This window comes from Mucilaginibacter celer (assembly GCF_003576455.2).
Lineage (GTDB): Bacteria > Bacteroidota > Bacteroidia > Sphingobacteriales > Sphingobacteriaceae > Mucilaginibacter > Mucilaginibacter celer.
Genome location: NZ_CP032869.1, coordinates 4,090,164 through 4,110,509, shown reverse-complemented (window position 1 = coordinate 4,110,509; position 20,346 = coordinate 4,090,164). Strand labels below are relative to the sequence as shown.

At 42.9% G+C, this 20,346-nt stretch carries 16 protein-coding genes; 10 read left to right on the top strand and 6 right to left on the bottom strand.

Annotated features, from left to right (window positions below):
* Positions 1–128 precede the first annotated feature (128 nt).
* From HYN43_RS16515 to HYN43_RS16505, 3 genes are all read left to right on the top strand, one after another.
* The gene (locus HYN43_RS16515) at positions 129–1,133 is read left to right on the top strand and encodes a FecR family protein (RefSeq protein ID WP_119410397.1); all 1,005 of its coding nucleotides are present in this window, start codon (positions 129–131) and stop codon (positions 1,131–1,133) included.
* A 192-nt stretch (positions 1,134–1,325) separates the two neighbouring features.
* A complete protein-coding gene (locus HYN43_RS16510; RefSeq protein ID WP_245446931.1) occupies positions 1,326–4,463 on the top strand; it encodes a TonB-dependent receptor in 3,138 nt (1,045 codons plus the stop codon).
* A 159-nt stretch (positions 4,464–4,622) separates the two neighbouring features.
* Positions 4,623–7,919, top strand: coding sequence for a TonB-dependent receptor (locus HYN43_RS16505; RefSeq protein ID WP_119410395.1), 3,297 nt, complete (start codon positions 4,623–4,625; stop codon positions 7,917–7,919).
* A gap of 66 nt (positions 7,920–7,985) precedes the next feature.
* Here HYN43_RS16505 and HYN43_RS16500 read toward each other — a convergent pair whose 3' ends face one another.
* Complete coding sequence (locus HYN43_RS16500; RefSeq protein WP_119410394.1) at positions 7,986–9,473, bottom strand: hypothetical protein; 1,488 nt, start codon at positions 9,471–9,473, stop codon at positions 7,986–7,988.
* Positions 9,474–9,606: 133 nt separating this feature from the next.
* On the opposite strand from HYN43_RS16500, the gene yiaA reads away from it, so the two are divergent.
* Complete coding sequence (yiaA, locus tag HYN43_RS16495) at positions 9,607–10,074, top strand: inner membrane protein YiaA (RefSeq protein WP_119410393.1); 468 nt, start codon at positions 9,607–9,609, stop codon at positions 10,072–10,074.
* Positions 10,075–10,334: 260 nt separating this feature from the next.
* Entirely contained in the window at positions 10,335–10,670 is a 336-nt protein-coding gene (locus HYN43_RS16490; RefSeq protein WP_119410392.1) for a hypothetical protein, read from the top strand.
* Positions 10,671–10,718: 48 nt separating this feature from the next.
* Here HYN43_RS16490 and HYN43_RS16485 read toward each other — a convergent pair whose 3' ends face one another.
* The 3 genes from HYN43_RS16485 to HYN43_RS16475 are packed head-to-tail and all read right to left on the bottom strand — an operon-like array spanning position 10,719 to position 12,267.
* Positions 10,719–11,096 (bottom strand): DoxX family protein, encoded by a 378-nt coding sequence (locus tag HYN43_RS16485; RefSeq protein WP_119410391.1) that lies wholly within the window; start codon positions 11,094–11,096, stop codon positions 10,719–10,721.
* 15 nt (positions 11,097–11,111) lie between these two features.
* Positions 11,112–11,783: an NAD(P)-dependent oxidoreductase gene (locus tag HYN43_RS16480; protein ID WP_119410390.1), complete on the bottom strand. Its 672-nt coding sequence runs from the start codon at positions 11,781–11,783 to the stop codon at positions 11,112–11,114.
* 7 nt (positions 11,784–11,790) lie between these two features.
* Positions 11,791–12,267, bottom strand: a complete 477-nt coding sequence (locus HYN43_RS16475) for a DUF2214 family protein (protein WP_119410389.1) — start codon at positions 12,265–12,267, stop codon at positions 11,791–11,793.
* A gap of 128 nt (positions 12,268–12,395) precedes the next feature.
* Between HYN43_RS16475 and HYN43_RS16470 the strand changes: the two genes are divergently transcribed.
* Entirely contained in the window at positions 12,396–13,022 is a 627-nt protein-coding gene (locus HYN43_RS16470; RefSeq protein WP_119410388.1) for a MarR family winged helix-turn-helix transcriptional regulator, read from the top strand.
* 132 nt (positions 13,023–13,154) lie between these two features.
* On the top strand, positions 13,155–13,940 hold the full coding sequence (locus HYN43_RS16465) for a carboxypeptidase-like regulatory domain-containing protein (RefSeq protein WP_119410387.1): 786 nt from the start codon (positions 13,155–13,157) through the stop codon (positions 13,938–13,940).
* 123 nt (positions 13,941–14,063) lie between these two features.
* Here HYN43_RS16465 and HYN43_RS16460 read toward each other — a convergent pair whose 3' ends face one another.
* A complete protein-coding gene (locus HYN43_RS16460; protein ID WP_119410386.1) occupies positions 14,064–14,291 on the bottom strand; it encodes a hypothetical protein in 228 nt (75 codons plus the stop codon).
* Between the two features lie 279 nt (positions 14,292–14,570).
* On the opposite strand from HYN43_RS16460, the gene HYN43_RS16455 reads away from it, so the two are divergent.
* Positions 14,571–16,721, top strand: coding sequence for an alpha-L-fucosidase (locus HYN43_RS16455; RefSeq protein ID WP_119410385.1), 2,151 nt, complete (start codon positions 14,571–14,573; stop codon positions 16,719–16,721).
* 67 nt (positions 16,722–16,788) lie between these two features.
* On the top strand, positions 16,789–18,453 hold the full coding sequence (locus HYN43_RS16450) for an alpha-L-fucosidase (protein ID WP_119410384.1): 1,665 nt from the start codon (positions 16,789–16,791) through the stop codon (positions 18,451–18,453).
* 50 nt (positions 18,454–18,503) lie between these two features.
* Here HYN43_RS16450 and HYN43_RS16445 read toward each other — a convergent pair whose 3' ends face one another.
* On the bottom strand, positions 18,504–19,457 hold the full coding sequence (locus tag HYN43_RS16445; RefSeq protein WP_119410383.1) for a Smr/MutS family protein: 954 nt from the start codon (positions 19,455–19,457) through the stop codon (positions 18,504–18,506).
* Between the two features lie 120 nt (positions 19,458–19,577).
* On the opposite strand from HYN43_RS16445, the gene HYN43_RS16440 reads away from it, so the two are divergent.
* Entirely contained in the window at positions 19,578–20,084 is a 507-nt protein-coding gene (locus HYN43_RS16440; RefSeq protein ID WP_119410382.1) for a DUF892 family protein, read from the top strand.
* The last annotated feature ends 262 nt before the right edge of the window (positions 20,085–20,346 follow it).

Sequence of the window (20,346 nt, the reverse complement as noted above, 5' to 3'; positions counted from 1 at the left end):
CACCTATGGTGACAACACCAACAAAGGCACGGAGATTATAATGAATCATAATATCGTGTTGCAATTATTAATAAAAGCTTAACTATTTATTAAAGTACTTTTTGGCTTTTCATGCGCTATGCTATGGAATGAAGAGTAAAAAGTACGAGGCACTAAAAAATCTGTTTGAGCAATACGAAGAAGGATCGATCCATCAATCGCAAAAAGAAATAATTGACGATTGGTTTGATCAACACCAGGATGAAGAGATAGTTGACCTGCTCAAAGATCCTGAACAGGAAGCACGGATCTATAAAGAATTACACCAACGCGTTATGCAGCCGATAAAGCCGGTTGGCGTGGTTCGTAAACTTAGCCAGGCTACATGGTTGCGCGCCGCCTGTATCATTTTATTAGCAGGTATAGCCGTTGGTTTATATTACAAAAAACACAACACCACAATAGATAACCCCGCGCTGGTATTCCAAACATACCAAACCGGCAATGGCCAGGTTCAAAAAGTTGAACTGGCAGATGGTTCAACCATCTGGCTAAACGCAGCGACTACTCTAAGGGTACCCACACCATTCAAACAACGCTCAATTTATTTAGATAAAGGCGAGGCCTTTTTTGAAGTAAAGCACGATGCCAATAACCCTTTCACTGTTACAACCGGTAGTATCATTACCCGCGATATCGGCACATCTTTCAATATCAGAGCTTATCATCCGGAAACTGAATACAGGGTTGAAGTAGCCTCGGGCAAAGTAGCTGTTGAGCGCTTAAGTAACTCAGGAAAATCGGAGATTTTAAACCGGTCAATCAGCCAGGGGCAGGGCTTGGTTTACAATGTGACCGATCAAAAAAGCCAGCTAATAGCCAAATCTCCTGAACTGATACAAGGCTGGAAAACAAACGGAACACTTTATTTAGACAAACTCACCCTACCACAAATAGCAGAAGAACTTTCACGCCATTTCAAAATCCGGGCAATCGTCAAACACCCGGAATTGGACAGGCATCAGTATACCATCAATCTTGGCACCATGGATCTCAATACATCCCTACCTGAGTTAACCCTGCGTACCGGGATGAGTTATGAACTTACCCCTGATAAATTAACCATTAACCCTTCAGCAAACGGCATGAAATAAAGCAACATCAGTAAACAAAAAAAGCCGGAGGTGATCCCGCACTTCCGGCTGCAAAAGCGGGCGCTGTAGCAGCACCGGCCCATTTAATTAACTCGTCAAAATTAATTATCGCAACTAAATATGCACCTTTTTATCCAAATAGGAAAAAAAATCCTGGAAAGAAAAATTTTTATTCAGATCCCATTATCACTTATGGTGATACTTTTTTTAACAACAGGCAACGCAGCCTTCGCCCAATCAACAGATGCATCCATTTCCGGCCAGGTAAAGGATGCTAAAGGCGCGGCTATGCCCGGCGTAACCATCTTAATTCAAAATACTTCAAACGGTTTCCGTTCATCAAGCGTAACTAATAATGAGGGTAAATACACTTTCCGCCAGTTACCTTTGGGCAAACAGTATGTAGTTAAAGCATCTTTTGTAGGCTACGATTCGCAGGTTAAAAACGAAATTTCGGTTAACCAGGGCGATAGGGTAGTGGTAGACTTTTTAATGTCGAACAATACTCTCGGTTTGAAAGAAGTTGTAGTTAAAGCCAACACGCTAAGCAGCCGTAATGATCGTTTGGGCGGCAGTACCTCTATCAACGCCCGTACCATTCAGCAGATCCCTGCGCTGAACCGTAATTTTACTAACTTATTATCGCTTGCGCCAACCTCAAACGGCGGTTCGGTGAGCGGCCAGCTGCCATCATCAACCAACTACGTGATTGATGGTACCAGTGCCCGTAGCAATTTAACATCAGGCGCGGTAGGTAGCGGTCCGTACTCGTTATCGTTAGAGGCCATCCGCGAATTTGAGGTATCAACCAATATTTATGATGTTTCGCAAGGTCGTGCAGGTGGCGGCACGGTTAGCGCGGTTACCAAATCGGGTACCAACACGCTTACCGGTTCGGCTTTTGATTATTACCGTTCAGATGCTTTGGCCAGTTCTTATGATATCCGCGGTAACAAACGCGAGCAAAACTTTACTACTAACCAGTATGGTTTTAGTTTAGGCGGCGCTATCGTAAAGGATAAATTGTTCTTCTTTACCGCGCTCGACCGCCAGGAGCAATCGGCACCGTTTTATATTGCCGATATCAAATCGGATGCTGATGCTATATCCCTGCGCATCAGTAAAGGTATGCTGGATAGCGTGATCAATATCGGCCGTGCAAAATACGGCTTAGGTAGCGGTCCGCAGGTGGGTGAGTTTCCGAGAAAAACTACGGCTAACACGTTTTTTGCCCGTATCGATTGGCAGATCAACGATAAAAACCGTTTAACCATCCGCAACAACTACAGCGATTGGAACAACCCGAACAGTACCGATGATAACTCGAACATCAACCTGTTTGAAACTTACGGTAACTTCAAATCGCGCGAGAACACCACGCTGGCATCCTTACGTACCCAGTTCAGCTCAAGCTTTTTGAACGAGTTGAAATTACAATGGCAAAGTGCTAAGCGTGATTATACGCCGAACAACCAGCTCCCGGCGGCAAATATCCCGCGCGCTATTGTTACCGTGCGCTCAACCCTGCCAAACGGAACTATCGGCAGTACTTCGGTACAATTGGGCGGTCAGCGTTTTACACCGGAGAGCGATCTGGAAAACCAGTTGCAATTGGTGAACACCAGTTACCTAACCAAAGGCAAATACAACTTTACATTTGGTACTGATAACACGTTAACTTACCTGAATACTTACATCTCGAACGAGCAAAACGGCAGGTTCATTTTCAACAACATTAAAGAGTTTGATGACCTTAACCCAACCCGTTTTGTGCGCGAAGTGCCTATCGATGGTATCCCATCGGTACAGCAATATGTGTTAAACCTGTCGGCTTTTGGCCAGGTGCAATTCGAGCCGGTAAAAAATGTGAGCGCTACCTTCGGTTTACGTTGGGATTTAACCAGCTATTTAACCAAAGGCGATTACAACCCGGTTGTTGACAAAGCTTTGGGCTTGAGAACAGATGCCAACCCAACCGATTGGAACAACTTCCAGCCAAGGATGCAATTATCATGGGATGTGAAAGGCAAAAAGACTGATATTATCCGTTTAGGCGGTGGTATCTTCTCGGCCAATCCTATCAACTACGCGCAGGTAAATAACATCCAGAACAGCGGTACCAAAGTTGCCTCTATCGATATTACCAGGCCAAACACAGGCACCAACCTGGTGCCTAAGCCAAACTTCCCGGCTTACCGTAACGATCCGTCTACAGCTCCCGGTTTAATCCCGGGTGCACCAACGGTATCAACCATCAACCTTAACGATCCGCATTTGCAGATCCCTACCATTTACAAAGCTAACTTAAGCTATAACCACCTGTTTGGCGATTACCTGCGTTTAGGCGTGAATTTGCTGATAAGTCGTACTACCAATAACTATGTTTATCTGGATAGGAATTTGGTTGATCAGCCTTACTTCACCCTATCTAACGAGGCTAACCGCGGTGTGTTTGTACCGGCCAATACCATTTCATCGTCAGGTGTTACCGATAACGTTCAGGGCCGCAAAACTCAATTAGTGGGTCGTACACTTGAACTGACCAACGGTGCAAAGCTTAACCAACAAGCGTTTGTATTTGATGGCGATTTCCGTTATTACAAAGATGGTTTCCTGTCGTTCAGCTATACCTGGAACAATACAAAGGATAATACCTCATACAACGGTAACGTAGCCAATACTTCTACCTTCCGCCCTATAAAATCTGATCCGCGCGATTTGAGCGAGATGGATTATTCAGACAACCAGTTCAGGAGCAAGATCGTAGTTTACGGTTCAACCCCAACCTGGAAAGGTTTCTCTTTCAGTGGCAGATTTACCGGCAGCGGTGGTACCCGTTATTCATTAACTGTTGATTCGGACATTAACGGCGACTTTGTGGGCGGACCGGGAACGGATAACGACTTAGCCTTCGTATTTGATCCAAACAATCCGAATACCCCGGCAGCTGTAAAAGCCTCGATGGAAAAAGTGTTGAACAACCCTGATAACCGCGCTAAAGATTACATCAAAAAAAGCATCGGTAAAATTGCCAACAGGAATGGTGGCAGCAACCCATTTTCGGGCACGTTTGATGTTAGGTTATCTAAAAGTTTCCACACTTTTAAAACCCAACAACTTACGCTAACTGCCGATGTGTTCAACTTTGCCAACCTGTTAAATAAAAACAAAGGTGTTAACTATAACCTTGGTCAGCAAACGTTGTACACCGTTACGGGCTTTAACCAGGCAACAAAACAATACAGCTACCGAGTAAACGAAAACGTGGGCGTAACAACTGCCAATGGTACACCATACCAAATTCAGTTGGGCGCGCGCTATTCATTTTAATAATGTAGTGTAAACAAACAATTAACAATAACATCAAAAACGGGCGGGTTTTACCAGTCCGTTTTTGATGTTTAAATTAAAGCTTATGATGCAAAATTTACTTAGCATTTGTCCTCCTCAAAATACATCGATACGTAACAACCTGTAATACCAAACAGCATGTTTAAGTTGAGGTGTTTTTTATTTGGGGCGATGATGCTGATCCCTTACCTGCTTTTGGCGCAAACCACCAAAAGCAATTTATCGGGCATTGTTTGCGACCAGAATAAAGTGTTTATCGAGGGGGCCGTGATTCGTGTGGTTTACCAGCCCGCATCAACCCAATATGGCTGCTCAAGCAATAAAGCAGGCCGTTTTTATCTGCCCGATCTGAAGCCCGGCGGCCCATATCAAATTGAGATCTCTTACACAGGTTACGAACCGTTCATTCAGCAAGACGTTTATTTAGGACTTGATGAGCCTGAAGTATTAAACGTAACCTTAAAAAACAAACAAACCCAACTTCAGGAAGTGCGGGTAAGTGCATCGCCAATAACAAGGCCTGTGTTAACAACTACCCAAACCGGCCCATCGGTAAAAAATAACAGACAAAATCTTAATAGCCTGCCTACCATAAAACGAAGCGTTAATGATTTTATCAGGCTCACCCCGCAGTCATTCGGGCCGGCAATAGCGGGTGGCAATTACCGGCAAAATTTTATTACTATTGATGGCTCGGAATTTAATAACAATTTTGGCGTAGGTGATAATTTGCCGGGTAACGGTGCGCAGCCGGTATCGTTGGATGCTATCGACAGGCTTTCGGTAAATGTGGCACCATTTAATGCCATTTGGGAATCGGGATTTATTGGCAGTACCATCAACATCACCACTCGTGCAGGCTCTAACCTTACTGAGGCTTCTGTTTATCGCTTTTACCGCAACCAAAACAGTTACGGTTACCACACGGGTAATGCTTCGTTTGATAAAAGAAACCTGTCTTATCACCAGGATGGCATTAGGATAGGCGGCCCCATCATCGCCAATAAGCTTTTTTATTTTTTTAGCGCTGAAGGCGAAAATGAAAAGTATAATCCTCAACAACTGATTCCCGCGACTGCGGATATGCCCTACGGCAGCGGCCCCAACACAGCCCGCCCCACGGTAACCGAACTGAACCAGATTGGCAATTACCTGCGCGATACCTATCGCTATGATCCGGGCGGTTACGGTAATTACGAGTTTGAAAACAAAAGTTACAAGATATTGGGGCGGATAGATTGGAATATAGGCGATAACAATACCTTCAGCATCCGGTATAATCAATTAGTTAGTACCCGGCCCGAGTTGGTTAACGGGTCACGCAGCCCTTTAACCGCCTTCCCGGCAGGGGCGGGGCGGCGTAGTATCAATGCCCTGCCGTTCAGCAATTCAAACTTCAGCACCAAATCCAATTTTTATTCATTGGCTGCCGAGTGGAATGCTAAACTAAACTCCGGCGTTTATAATACGCTGAGGGCATCATACACCCGCCAGTACGAACCGCGGCAATCAGACAGTAAACCTTTTCCTTTTGTTGATATTTTGAAGGATGGTATCCCGTTTACATCATTCGGCTACGAGCCTTTTACTTACGGAAACAGCCGCAATGTAACCCTGGCCTCACTGATTGATTACATTAACTGGAACCATGGTAAAAACAACTGGTTGGCCGGTGCGCAGGTTGATTACAGCCGCACCAGCAACACTTACATTCCTTTTGGTACCGGATATTACACTTTTGCATCATGGGATGATTTTGTATCCGGCAAATCACCGGTTGATTATGCCATTACTTATTCAACCGTTCCGGGTACCGCGCAGCCATCTTATAATTTTAAATACGCTAACCTGGCCTTGTTTGCACAGAACACCATTATACTCGGCAAGCGCTCGAGCATTACGGCCGGGTTTAGGTTTGATATCCCATGGTTCCCTGAGGGTTTGGCCGAGAATGAGGGTATTGCCAAACTTAGTTTTGCCAACGGGCTGCATCTGCATACCTCACAACTACCTTTTGTTTCGCTGCTACTATCGCCGCGTATAGGGTTCTCTACCTATCTTGGCCGGGAAGAAAAGCTTCGCCTGCGGGGCGGTACAGGTGTATTTACCGGGCGTATTCCATTTGTATGGATCATAAGCCAGGCCCGGTACTCGGGTTTGCAGCAGGTAACCCAAACCTGGCAGGGCAGGCAAAATACGCCCGGCCCATTCAGTCCAGATCCGCAAAAATATATCCCGGATATCGCTACCCAGCAACCCGGTTTGCCCGCCATAACCAGCGTACTATCAAAAGAGTTTAAAATGCCCCAAACCTGGAAAAGCAGCGTTGGCCTTGATGTGCGCTTACCGGCAGGTTTTACCGGAACTGCCGAGGTGCTTTATAATAAAGATATTAACGCCATTGTTTTTAACGATGCCAACCTGGTAACGCCAAAGCACCTCGATATTGCCGGTTACCCGGATAACCGGCTGGTATATCCGGCAACTAATAACCAACGTTTTATTAATCCGTTAAATGCCGCCGGGATGCCCGATGCTAAAGGTAATTCGCCGTTTAACGCGGTGGTGGTGAGCAATTCATCGAGAGGTTATTATTGGTCGGCCACGTTTCAGTTAGAGCGGAAAATTTGGGGCGGTTTCTCGATGTCTGCAGCGTATATTAAAAGCATGGCTAAGAATTTAAACGATGGTGATGGTGATCAAACTTTATCGGCGCTATACGCCAAACCAACTGTTAACGGCATCAATACGCCCGAATTGGGTTATGCAGGCTATGTAAGCCCCAACCGGGTAGTGGCTTCATTTATTTACCGCAAAAATTATCTTAAAAAATTTGCTTTAAGCGCTGGTTTGGTTTACCAGGGCGCTGTTGACGGCCGGTTTTCCTATACCTATGCACAGGATTTTAACCATGACGGTACCAATAAATCGCTCATCTACGTTTCGCGCGATCCTTCGGAAATTACTTTTGTGCCTTTGACTGTAAATCAGCCTGCAAAAGTTACCTATACCGCTTTGCAACAAAGCGATGCCTTTTTTAAATACATCGATCAGGATGCCTACCTACGCACCCGCAAAGGACGGTATGCTGAACGAAACGGGGCCACCCTACCATGGCGTAATCAATGGGATTTTAAACTTACGCACGATTTTGTTTTGAGCGATAAAGCTGTTAAACACACCCTCCAGTTATCATGGGACGTTTTTAACGTAGGCAACCTCCTCAACAAAAACTGGGGACTGAAAAAACTGGTGAACGCCAACTCCATTTTAGTGCCCGCAAATCTGCCCGATGTAAGGGCCGGCGGTAATATCAAGCCAACATTTCAACTGGCTACAGTGGGTGGAAGGTTAATAACCGATACCTTTAAAAATGATGTGAGTTTAAATTCCACCTATTCTATGCAGGTGGGGTTGCGGTATTTGTTTAATTAATGCTGTGTGTGTATTGCTTATCTTGCTTGCAGAAAAACATCCGATTAATAATTATCGTGTATTATTTCAACTCTGCACCAACCTTAAAACCACCTCATACCCCGTTGTTTTCTCCCACCTCGCTATCAACCAGGCAATAAAACTTAACGTAAAAATGTCGTTATTCCCCACTTCATCAAGCAGGGTTAAAACTGCTTTTTTATATGAAGGTTCAAAAGCAACATCTGGCTTTATGAGGTATTTTTCAACCTGCTTAACAAAAACCAACACCCGCTCTTCCGAGGTTTTTAGCAAGTATTTTTTGTATCTCCGCCGGAAACTGTTTAACCGCGATGTAGCCAGCTCGATGTTGCCAAATTGTGCCTGTACCAAAATTTCCATCAGGTTTTTCCGGATGGTCCATAACATGCCCATTTTCTTTTCGTACCAGGCATCGGTGCGGGTTAATAAACTAAGCTGTTTCAAACTTCTCTGGTCATTGCACAAGGCTAAAAACATAACCATGCAGATCCGTAGGTCTTCGATATCTTCCGGTTTCGACCGGTTATTGGTATTGGAGAGTGATTTTTGTAGTAACTGTATGGCATCTTCAGCCCGGCCCGTAAAAAACAGGTTGAGCCCGGAAAGCAACTGATGGCGTAAATAAAATACAATATAATATCGACTATCTGTCGCCATTAAATCCATCATTTCATTAAGGTAAGATGTGCTCCTGGTAAAATCCTTTTGCCGCAGGTGAAAGTTGGCTAAATAATACAGGATGGAGATATGGTAAAAAAGGTAAGTATGCTTTTGAAGCGGTTGTGCTTGTATAAATTGATTTGTCCGGTTAATGTAGCGCTCTATCAATCCATAATTCTGCTGTATGTCGGCATATTCGCTCGCAATAAAAAGAATTTGATAGATGGATTTGTAGGTCATCAGGTCGAGTACCGAAATTTTGTATTTCCGGATGGTTGTTATCATCAGGCTGGTCAGGTTAACTATCTTCCCTTTCAGATGAATCTGCTGTAATTCCTGCCGCAAAAAGGCATAAGCTATATTGAGTTTAGCCTCGCGCTGCATAAGCTGCTGGTTATGCATAAAACGCGTGGTGAGGACATCGAGATCTTCGGCTTCCGGAAGATGAGCATATTGCAGTTTCAGCAACAAGAGCTCATTCAATAAGTTGAATTGCTCTAACTGTTCGGCTAACTGTTCTGCCTTATCCAGGCATTTAAAGGCTATTTTGGGTACATCGTTTTCTAACAAAAAGCGCCCCACCACAACCAGTCGCAACGCATCGTAGGTATCCGAATGGGAGCTTTCAAAAGTTTTCTGAGATAAGAAAAGCAGCAGGCTATCCTGTAGTCTTTTACGCAGGGCGTGGTACGCATCATTATTTTTCTCTACATTATAAAGCTTATTTAATCCGCTGATATCGTCAGTTTCTATCAAATCAAGTAATTGCAGATTTTTTACATCATTCCGTTTATTTCTTCGCTCTAAAAATTGTCTGAAATGCTTTTTATCACTACTGTTTAACAAATTAACTAACTCCGAAAGTGAATCCATAGAGATATGTTGAGGTATATAAAGTTACGGTAATTGTAAATATATATCATCAGTAATTTGCCTGTTTTGATTTTTTTAAGTTGCCTTTACACCTCACATTTGCTTCCATATTAATCAAACAAACAAAACAAACATGGAACCGCTACAACACAAAACAGAAGAAAATTCAACCATTGTAAAACATGGCGAAAAGGGCAGAAGCCCGTTTAAACCCACCGGCGCATTTATAGGTGCATCATGGTTTGCTTTATTAGCCGGGGTGGTAGGCTATTGCATCGGCTTATGGAATGCAGATATGCAATTAAACGAAAAAGGTTATTATTTCACCATTTTATTATTTGGCCTGTTCGCCGTGATCTCGGTACAAAAAAGTGTAAGAGACAGGGCCGAAGGACTTGCCGTTACCGATCTTTACTACGGCCTGAGCTGGTTTGCCACTATCGCCGCAATGATCCTGCTAACCATAGGCCTTTGGAATGCCGACCTGGCCCGAAGCGAGAAAGGTTTTTACGCCATGGCATTTTGCCTGAGCATGTTCTCGGCCATAGCCGTACAAAAAAATACCCGCGACGCAAAAATGTTTGAGGATAAAGAGCTGTAACGTAGCGGTTGCCGCCCCGCAGTGTTTTGCATTGCAAGCCTGCGGGGTTAATTACTTGTTTAAGTTTACTTAAGTTATTCGTTTTTAGGCCTTGCTGTTAGATGTATTTTTGTTTAGGTTGAAGTTATCCCCAACTGATTAAACACAGAAATATTTTTAACCTATTGTTGGAAATTGGTTTTTGAATAAAAACAAGGATTTTTTAACTTTGATAACTCACTAAACGAGGAAACAACAAACAATCAAATCCAAACCTTATCATGTCAGAAAACACCCAAACAGCAGCAGTTGATATCAACGAAATGTATCACTACGCCGCCAACCTGCAAATCAGCGGTAAAAACGTTCGCGAAATTAAAGCAGCGTTACTTGAGCGGGGGCTCGACGAAGCAAACACCAATATTGTGATAGGATGGCTTAGCGAGGATACCAGCAATGAAGTTAAGGAACGTGCAAAAAAGGATATGCTTTACGGTGCCCTGTGGTGCGTGGGTGGCCTGGTTTTAACCTTTGCCCATATCGGTTTTATATTTTGGGGGGCAATACTTTTTGGCGGCATTCAGTTTTTTAAAGGAGTTATCAACTACAATAGCTAAACAGTATGTTCAAAATAGCAGGATAGGTGGCTTGATAATATTGCCCACCTATTCAATACTATTTGCCTGTTGATGTTTATTGATCCGGTTAAGAGATCTGATGGCTATCAGCATCAGCAACAAAACCAGCAAAGGTTCCATCGAAGATAAAACGCTGTAACCGCTATTTAACTTGGCAATAGCCGCCGAGACAAGGTTAATACTAAAGGCTACATAAATCCACTCCTTTACTCTTAAAGAAACCTGTGGGATCAGCAGTAAAATAGCGCCGAATATTTTAGCCGAGGTAAGTTCAATTCTGAAATACTCCGGGAAACCTAATTGCTTAAAGGCAGCCGGGTTTGTACCCGAGTAAAAAGCGCTGAAAAACATAAAAAAGGTGATGCATCCGGTTAATGCCCAATAGGCTGATTTATTTTGTTTCATTTGATTGCGGTTTGATTAGTATCCAATTTCGACGGTGGCTTTGTGGGTGGCCTCGTTAACTATATTATCAAGCATAAAATGCGCAACATCGGCTCTTGATATTTTAAGGCAGTTTTTCAGAAAGGTATTGATGGCTATGCGATAGTTGCCGGTTTGGGCTTTATCGGTAAGTTGGGGAGGGCGGATGATAGTCCAGTGGGTGTCGCTGGTTTTTACTGTTTGCTCCATTCGGTACAGGTCGGCATACATGTGTTTTAACAGTTTTTGGATGATATACTTTTCAATCAGCCTGATATAAAATGGAAGTGCCGGGCTTATTTCAATTGCGCTGGCCGAAATCACGAAAATCCGCTGGGTGCCTTTTTGCCTCATCGCCTTTAAAATATTGGCGTTTCCCTGCGAGTATAGCGTGGTAGGTTTATCTGCCCCGAAACCGCCTGCCACGCCAATCGCCGAAATTACAGCGTCCTGGTTTTCAAGATATGTTTCAAATGAGCCGGGTTTCATCACATCACCGCTTACCTTTTTCAGGTTTGGATGTTCGGTTGCCAGTTTAGCTGGGTTGCGCAGCAGGGCAGTAACCCGGTGCCCGGCCTGCAGAGCCTGCGCAACACATTGCCTGCCTATGCCGCCATTGGCACCTATAATCAGTAGGTTGTAAACCGGAAGTTCTGGTTGTATTTTCATATGATGATTAATTGAACTTAAAAACGCTTAAAAAAACTATGCTGAAAAACAGCAGCAGCTGTAATGCAAAAAAGATGTTGAGCCTGGTCCTGATCTGGTTTACCGTTTCGGTTAAGTAGGCACTGTCGGCGTTGATAATTTTTCTTAGTTTTTCGGCCTGCCTGCGGCCAAACAAAATATCGTTCAGTAGCAGCACCACTACAATTGCTATTTTAATCCTAAACCAAAGTTGCTCGCCAAAAACGCCGTTGGTTAAAGCCATCATACCAATACCGGTTATCACCAGCAAGGCAGCACCTATGCCAATAAGCCGGGAAGACATTGAGGTAGTTACCAGGATATCTTTTGATTTTCCGGGGCTTTCATCAAAATGCTTCCAAAAGGTTTTAAATGTGGTAAAATCAACTATGGTAGTGCCCGCCATGATAACCAATCCGGATAAATGCAGCACTAAAATGCTTTGTAAGAAGGTTGCTGTGTTCATGTTTGATCTTTGAGAATAATGTTACTGATACCAAAAGGTAGTATTTTATACAATATTATACCAAAAGGTAGTAAATTGCAAATTTAAAAGCGACATTTTTTAAATTTGCTACCAAAAGGAAGTAAAAGGTGAATAAAACGGTTGAATTGGTTAAGCTCTGGGGAGAATATGAAGCACAAAACCCCGGTGGTGCGCTGGAAGATTTTTTCAGGCATCAGTTATTACAATCAGCAAATGGTGAAAAAAAAGCAGTTCCCGATTGGCAACTGAGGCCTGGCATTAACGGTAAACTCATGATCCTCATCAGGCGGATTGGGAAGTACCATATGGTGTATTCCAATAAAGCGCTCGAAGGCACCGGGCTTGATCAGATAGAAGAATTTGGCATTCTCGTTACCATTTTTAACCAGGTTAATCCCATTAAATCAGAAGCTATTTACAACAACATCATCGAGTTATCCAGCGGCACCAATATGCTTAACAGGCTCAAAAAACGCGGATTGATAACCGAATATGATGACGATGAGGACAAACGCATAAAACGGCTTAAACTAACCACAAAGGGCGAAGAAACCCTTGGTAAAGCCAAAGTACGGGTGCTTGAAGCAGCCCAAATGATGGTAAATGTACTAAGTGAAGAAGATAAGCATTTTTGCTTTCAACTGCTTAACCCGGTTAGCGAAAAGTTTGATGGTACCTTTCAGAAATTCCGGAACAAAAATTTTGATGAAATTTTCAAAACAATGATGAAATAGTGTTCCTGATTTCCTTTTTTCTAACTGATTAGGGCCTTGGTTACAATGATGTTAATTTCGGTTAAAAGTGTACAGGTAGTTATTTAAACTGTTATATTTATTATAACCTACCAAACTCTAAACTGAACCGTCATGAAAGCATTGAAAAACATCCTCGTATTGGCATTAATGCTATGGTCATCAAATCTTTTTGCGCAGCGCACCGCAGGCGTTGTGCTTGATAAAAACACTTATTTACCTGTTGCCAATGCTTTTGTTGGTACCCGCTCATCAAAAGGCATCAGTAACCTGCAGGGTAAATTTATGCTGGGCAGCATTAAACCCGGCGATACCCTCAGGATAACCTGTGTGGGCTATAAGCCTTACCAAATAGTGATAGGTTTTTTAAAAACCGATACCTTAAGGTGTTATATAGCCCCCGCGCCAACAGTTTTAAATGAGGTTAAGGTAAGGGCAAAACGTAATGCCAAAGCCGACTCATTGCGCAACCGCCGCGAGTATGCATCTATTTTTAACTACCGCGGGGCCTCTGTTAAAGATGCTTTAATTACCCGCTCTACAAAATACGTTCCTGCCAATTATATTAATGCCGATAAAAGCACGGCTACTATTTTAAGCGTAAACGTGCTTTCGGTTATCGATGCGCTGGGTAAGCACAAAACCCCGCAATCAAAACTGCAAAAGGTTTTAATAAAGGATGAGGAAATTGAATATGTTGATCGCTTTTTTTCGCCCGAAAAGGTTTCGGCGTTAACCAGCCTCAAAGGCGATTCACTGCAAAACTTTATGAACCAATATCACCCCGACATCAAAACGGTAAAAAAGATGAACGATTATGATATGGTAGCGTACATTAAAGATAGCTACGCCCAGTTTGTAAAAACCGGCAGCAAGCAGGCAAAGCTTCCGTTTAAATAGGAGGAGATTAGAGATTAGTTGGCCTAAGTGTTTGGCAAAAAGAATAAAATATTACAAGATACATTGCAAGTACCGGTATAATAAATTTTCCTAATCTCCAACCACTAATCTCCGATCTCTTAACTACGACGCCTTATTTTTATACTGCGGAGCATTCAATACAGGCGACTTTTTGTTTGCCCTGTTCCATTCGTCAATATTCACCAGGCCTGGTTTAGTTGTAAAGTGTTTTTTATCGGTTGGGCATACTACCACAAAGCCCTTACGGGTTTGTTCAATTACCGGGCGTGCGCCGCATTCTTTACAAGGTTCGCAGTGGATATTGGGCTGAATAGAAATACTTTCGGACATGTTTTAAATAAAAAATTATGCGCCTGTACTACAACAGGTTGATGTAATTGTAATTAAGAATAGGGGAATGCGTTACAAAGATGCAAAAAAGATTTTAATAACAGATGTCTTATTTATATAGCAAATTATCAACAGGATTTGGTTATTGTTAAAAATAATTAAAAAATGCGCTGCTTTAGCCAGAAAAGCCTATTCTGCTTTAAAATGAATATAGCCACAGGTTGTAAGTGATTGATCTAATAACAACTTTTTTACATTTGTATATATCCATACAAAGTCATGACCAGGTATAAACTTATTTTAATTGTTTTTTTGGTGGCTGCCGTGCAAGTACTAAAAGCTCAACCCGCCGCAACATCGGTAAAGCAATGGCAGGATCAGAAGTTTTCGATGTTTATTCATTTCGGAGGAATTTACTCTGTTTTGGGGGGCGTGTGGGATGGCAAACAGATCAGCCGTGGCTTAAGCGAACAGATCCAGGCACATGCCGGTATTTACAGCGACACTTATGCCAACCTTGCTAAAAACTTTAATCCCGTAAACTGGAATGCAGATAGTATTGCCTTACTGGCTAAAGCTGCCGGTATGCGGTCAATAGTACTTACCTCCAAACATCATGATGGTTTTTGCATGTTTAAAACCGCCACAACTGATTTTAATGTGGTGGATGCCACACCCTTTAAGCACGATGTGGTTAAAGAACTGGCCGAAGCCTGTAAGCGACATGGTTTAAGGTTTGGCTTATATTTTTCTTTGATAGACTGGCACTACCCGCAGGCCTCGCCTATATCGAGCCATAACTCAGATTATATCACTCCCGAACATCACGAATACAATAAAAAGCAGGTAACCGAACTGCTTACTAATTACGGCACCATATCCGAACTTTGGTTTGACATGGGGTCGCAGAGCCCCGAACAAAGCCGCGAATTATACGCACTGGTGCACCGCCTGCAGCCCGATTGTATGGTAAGCAGCAGGCTGGGGAATGATCAGGGCGATTTCGCAGTGATGGGCGATAATCAATATCCGGACTATGCGATAGGTACGCCATGGCAGTCGCCGGCTTCATTTTTTGATGAAACCTGGGGCTACCGCTCATGGCAGGTGCGCGGCAGCGAGGATGATAAATATAAGGAGAAACTGGAAAGCCTGATCAGGGTGATAAGCAGGGGCGGGAATTACCTGCTCAACATCGGTCCCAAAGGTGATGGAAGCGTGGTAGGCTTTGAAAAAGATGTTTTACTGCGCATAGGCACATGGTTGCACAAAAATGCAGAGGCTGTTTACGGCACCAATGCCGATCCGTTTTTTACTTCGTTTAAATGGGGAAACGTTACCAGTAAGTCTGATAAGTTATATCTGTTTGTAACCTCGGTACCTGCCGATGGTGTAATTACTTTACCGGGACTGGAAGGTAAAATTAAAAGTGTTTCGGTTTTGGGAGAGGATTTACCGATCACTTTTAAACAAACAACGGATACCGCCAGGCTAAATTTACCGGCGAATTTTGATAGTGAAAAGCAAATAAAAGTGATAGCCGTTGATATTGCAGAAGGTTACAAAGTGCGCCCGGTTCATATCATCAGCAGCAGTTACGACCACATCAATCTGGATGAGCATAATGCCTACAACTACTACAGTTCATCGGGTATTGATTACAACAGTAATTACCAAAGCACGGTAAAACAAGCCTGGACAATAAAAGCCAAACACAAAGGCAAATATCTGCCTACCATACAGTATACTGATGAAGAGCGTGGGAATGTAGTTGATTTTTCGGTTGATGGAGTAACCACTACACTTAAACTTGATAGTGACAGGCTGATGAAATATAAACCGGATACCTCCAAAATAAAATGGGGGCCGCTATACATTACCGGACCGTATTACTCCGGCCTGGGTGGCCTTAATGGCAGTGCTGATAAAATTGATATCACAAAACCTTATACCAAAGATGCCGGTATGCCATGGCAACGCATGGATAGCTACAAAAACGGACAGCAGGTTGATTTGCCCGCAGGTATGGATAATGCCTATTATGTGCTGCAAAACATTAATGCAGGACCGGGAATAATTTATGCCCAGGTTAAAATTACAAGCGGCGATGGCTTAATAGTATTGCTTAACGGCAGGCAGCTATTAATCAACAATAACCCTGATAAGGCCACATTTGTAAATCATGTAATTGGTTTAACGCTGATGCCGGGTAACAACCAGTTGCTGATAAAAGTGTTCAATAACTTTAAAAAAACAATACCGTTTGCAATTACGCACAGCATTCCGCAACGCATCTATATCAAGGATCTTGATCCGCTAATGTTTGATGTGAATAAGTTGTACCCCGTAAGTCTAAAGCTGCATAACCCGGTATCGCCGCATCAAACCATGAAATTGCCTAACCTCGGGATTTGGTTTGCAAAAAAATAGGGAAATGAAATTTTATCTTCTAAATTGCATGTAATTAAGTGTGTAAAAAACAATTAATTATAAACCTATGAAAAGAAGAAATTTATTAAAGGGGATAGCTGCGGCTATTCCTGCATTTTACCTGCAAAAAGCATTTGGCGGTATTGAATCGCTTACTGCAAATCACATCCATATTGCTGCTGATGGCCCGTTTAAACCCGATTGGGAATCTCTTAAACAATACCAGGTGCCCGATTGGTTCAGAGATGCCAAGTTTGGGTTATGGGCGCACTGGGGGCCGCAATGCCAACCCGAACGGGGCGATTGGTATGCCCGCGGCATGTACCAGGAAGGGAGCGACCAGTATAAATACCACATCGAAAAATACGGAGATCCTTCAAAATTTGGCTTTAAAGATGTTATTAACGAATGGAAAGCCGAAAACTGGCAACCCGACGAATTGCTTGGGCTTTATAAACAGGCGGGTGCAAAATATTTTATGGCACTGGCCAACCATCATGATGGTTTTGATTTATATAACAGCACTTATCAATCGTGGAACTCCACCCGCTTAGGGCCAAAAAAGGATTTGGTAGGCGGCTGGGCCAAAGCAGCAAAAGCGCAGGGAATACCGTTTGGGGTAACCGTACACGCAGCCCATACCTGGAGCTGGATGGAGGTAGCACAACGGGCTGATAAAACAGGCCCCATGGCAGGTATTGCCTATGATGGAAAGCTTACCAAAGCCGATGGAAAAGGCAAATGGTGGGATGGGTACGATCCGCAGGAGCTTTATGCGCAAAATCATTCCTTAAGTGAGGATAGTTTAAATAATAATGCCATTCACCGGCAATGGGCATGGGGCAATGGCGTGGCTATGCCCGATAAGGCTTACTGCGATAAATTTTTAAACCGAACTATCGAGCTAATTGATAAATATGGTCCGGATCTTATCTACTTCGACGATACGGTGTTGCCTTTATGGCTGGTTAGCGATGCCGGTTTAAAAATTGCGGCGCACATGTACAACGTAAGCATAAAAAAACACGGAAAGCTGCAGGCGGCCCTTTTTGGTAAAATATTGGACGAGCAGCAGCGTAAATGCATGATATGGGATATTGAGCGCGGCCAAAGCAACCAGATTGAACCCGAACCATGGCAAACCGATACCTGTATAGGAGCCTGGCATTACGACAGGCGGATTTTTGATGATAAAGGATATAAAACAGCCAAAACGGTGATCCATACCCTTGCCGATGTGGTAAGCAAAAACGGCAACCTGCTATTGAATATCCCGCTTCGCGGGGATGGCAGTATTGATGCCGAAGAGCGTAAAGTGGTTGAAGGCATTGCCGCCTGGATGCAGGTTAACAGCGAAGCCATATACGCAACCCGCCCATGGACGGTATTTGGCGAAGGCCCGGCTATTGAATCGGCAGCGCCTTTAAGCGCTCAGGGCTTTAACGAGGGCAAAGGAAAACCTTTTACCGCCGATGATTTCAGGTTTACTAAAAAGCAAAATATGCTTTACGCCATAGCCCTTGGCTGGCCCGGCGAGAAAGGCAGCATGATAAAAGCATTGGCAAGCTCGTCGGCCCAATTGGGCGCGCGGAAAATTACCGGCGTAAGTATGGTAGGTTATCCGGGCAAACTAAACTGGCAGCAAACAGCAGAGGGACTTAAAATACAAACGCCCGCCGTTAAGCCTGATGATATAGCTGTTGTTTATAAAATTGAAGGAGCGATAGGGTAGGTAAGAAATGAAACAGGGGTGTAGTTGGCAACCCTGTTTCATTATCCTGGTTACTTCAAAATCACTTTAGTGGCCCCGTACCCAAATTTCTCTTTCCAGGCGTCCATAAAGGTTTGCACTTTTTTATTTTTGCCTAACTGCCGGTGCAGTTCGTTACGCAGGGTACCATTGCCTGCACCGTGGATAAAAGTAATATCCGGTAGCTGATGAACAATGGCTGCATCCAGCGCTTTATGAAAATGAGCCAGTTGAATGTTCATTATTTCCGAATTATCTAAAAACTGGTAATCATCGCGTAGCTTCTCAATGTGCAGATCAACTTCGCTAACCGGCTTTTCAACCACAATTTTTTCAACAGGGCTTTCAAAAAAGCTTTCTTTCAGCTTTTGCGCATCAATAACCAGTTCGGGTTCATCAAGCCTGATGAGCCAGCCGGCTTTATTTAATAATGGAAGGTTCTTTTTGGTGGTCGAAAAATCTTTGGCTTTAAATTTTTCCTGGATGCTTAGGGGAGCAGGTGGTTCGATATTTTGTTTGCTGCTGAACAAAACGTTAAAAATAAACTTAGGCCAAACCTGTAAATCTGCCAGCTGAGCCGAGTAAATTTTTTCTGCTGATTTTGGGGCGATAAGTCCTGCAAACTCGCCTTTAAAAATCTGCTGCTTATCGGTAGTTAAAGTTGCCAGCAATTGAAACGATGTTTCATTAATGAGGTGAAAGTGCACAACCGAATTTGCTTTATCATCAGTAGCTACACCAACATAAACACCGTTTTTTACAAACTCGCCTAAAGCTGCCGGTTTTTCGTCGGTAACATTGCTGCTGTTTTTTTTGCCGCCATCCGGTTCATAGCCATGAACGTAAGTTACCTTACTGGCCAGTACCGGAATCTCAAAATCATCATCGCCGGTAACGCCTATCATTTGCTCATCAATAATGCGGGTTACAAAACCCTCCATTTTTTCATCAACAAACCGAACAAAATCGCCTAATTTATATTTCATAGCATTGGTATCAATACGCAAAGGTAATTTATCCTGCTATACCACCGCTAACAATAAAATAAACAGAATTTTTAGAGTAAGTTTGATAGTAAATTAAGCCGCATCTTATAATAAAGTCCCATGAGCAACAATACCCCTAAAACACTTGACAAAAACACCTTAAAACAGGTGTTTATTCACAACCTCAACCGTATTTATTTTGGCAAATGTTACCTCAACACCCACCTCGATCACCTGAAAAGCCTGGCTTCATTCACGGCCCTGCAACAGGCTATCCAGGAATTTTGGGATGATATCAAAAAACAAATTGCCAGAATGGAGCAGGTTTATAAGTTGATTGGCGAAACCCCATCCGATAAAAATTGTAACCCGATAAAATCCATTGTTAAGGATGAGTTTTGTTTGGATGAAGGCCAGGAACTTCCTGTGCTGTTAGATATGGATATTATGATGTATCTGCAATTGTTGGAACATATTAATATAACATCGTGCCATATGCTTATTATGGTAGCAGGCGAGTTAAACTATACCACTGCGCAACAGCTTTTAACTGAGTGTAAAGATGAATCTATTGATAATGACGAGCTTTTTACACTTATTACCAAGGAGTATATTAGTGTAAATTAGACAATTACTGTAATAGTAATAAAAAAGAAAGCCATCCGCATAGCGCGGATGGCTTAAATGTTAGTTATTTAATACCCCTATTAAAATAACTGATAACAAAGTAAAAAAAATATATTCGTTACAACGAAATATTTAATCATAAAAAATCTTTGTGACAACTTTGTTACAAAGTAATTCCTGTTACAACGATTTAGCTTTTCACTTTTTGCAATTAATTAGGCTATTAATGCTTTCCGCATATCCGTATTTAATCCAATTACAT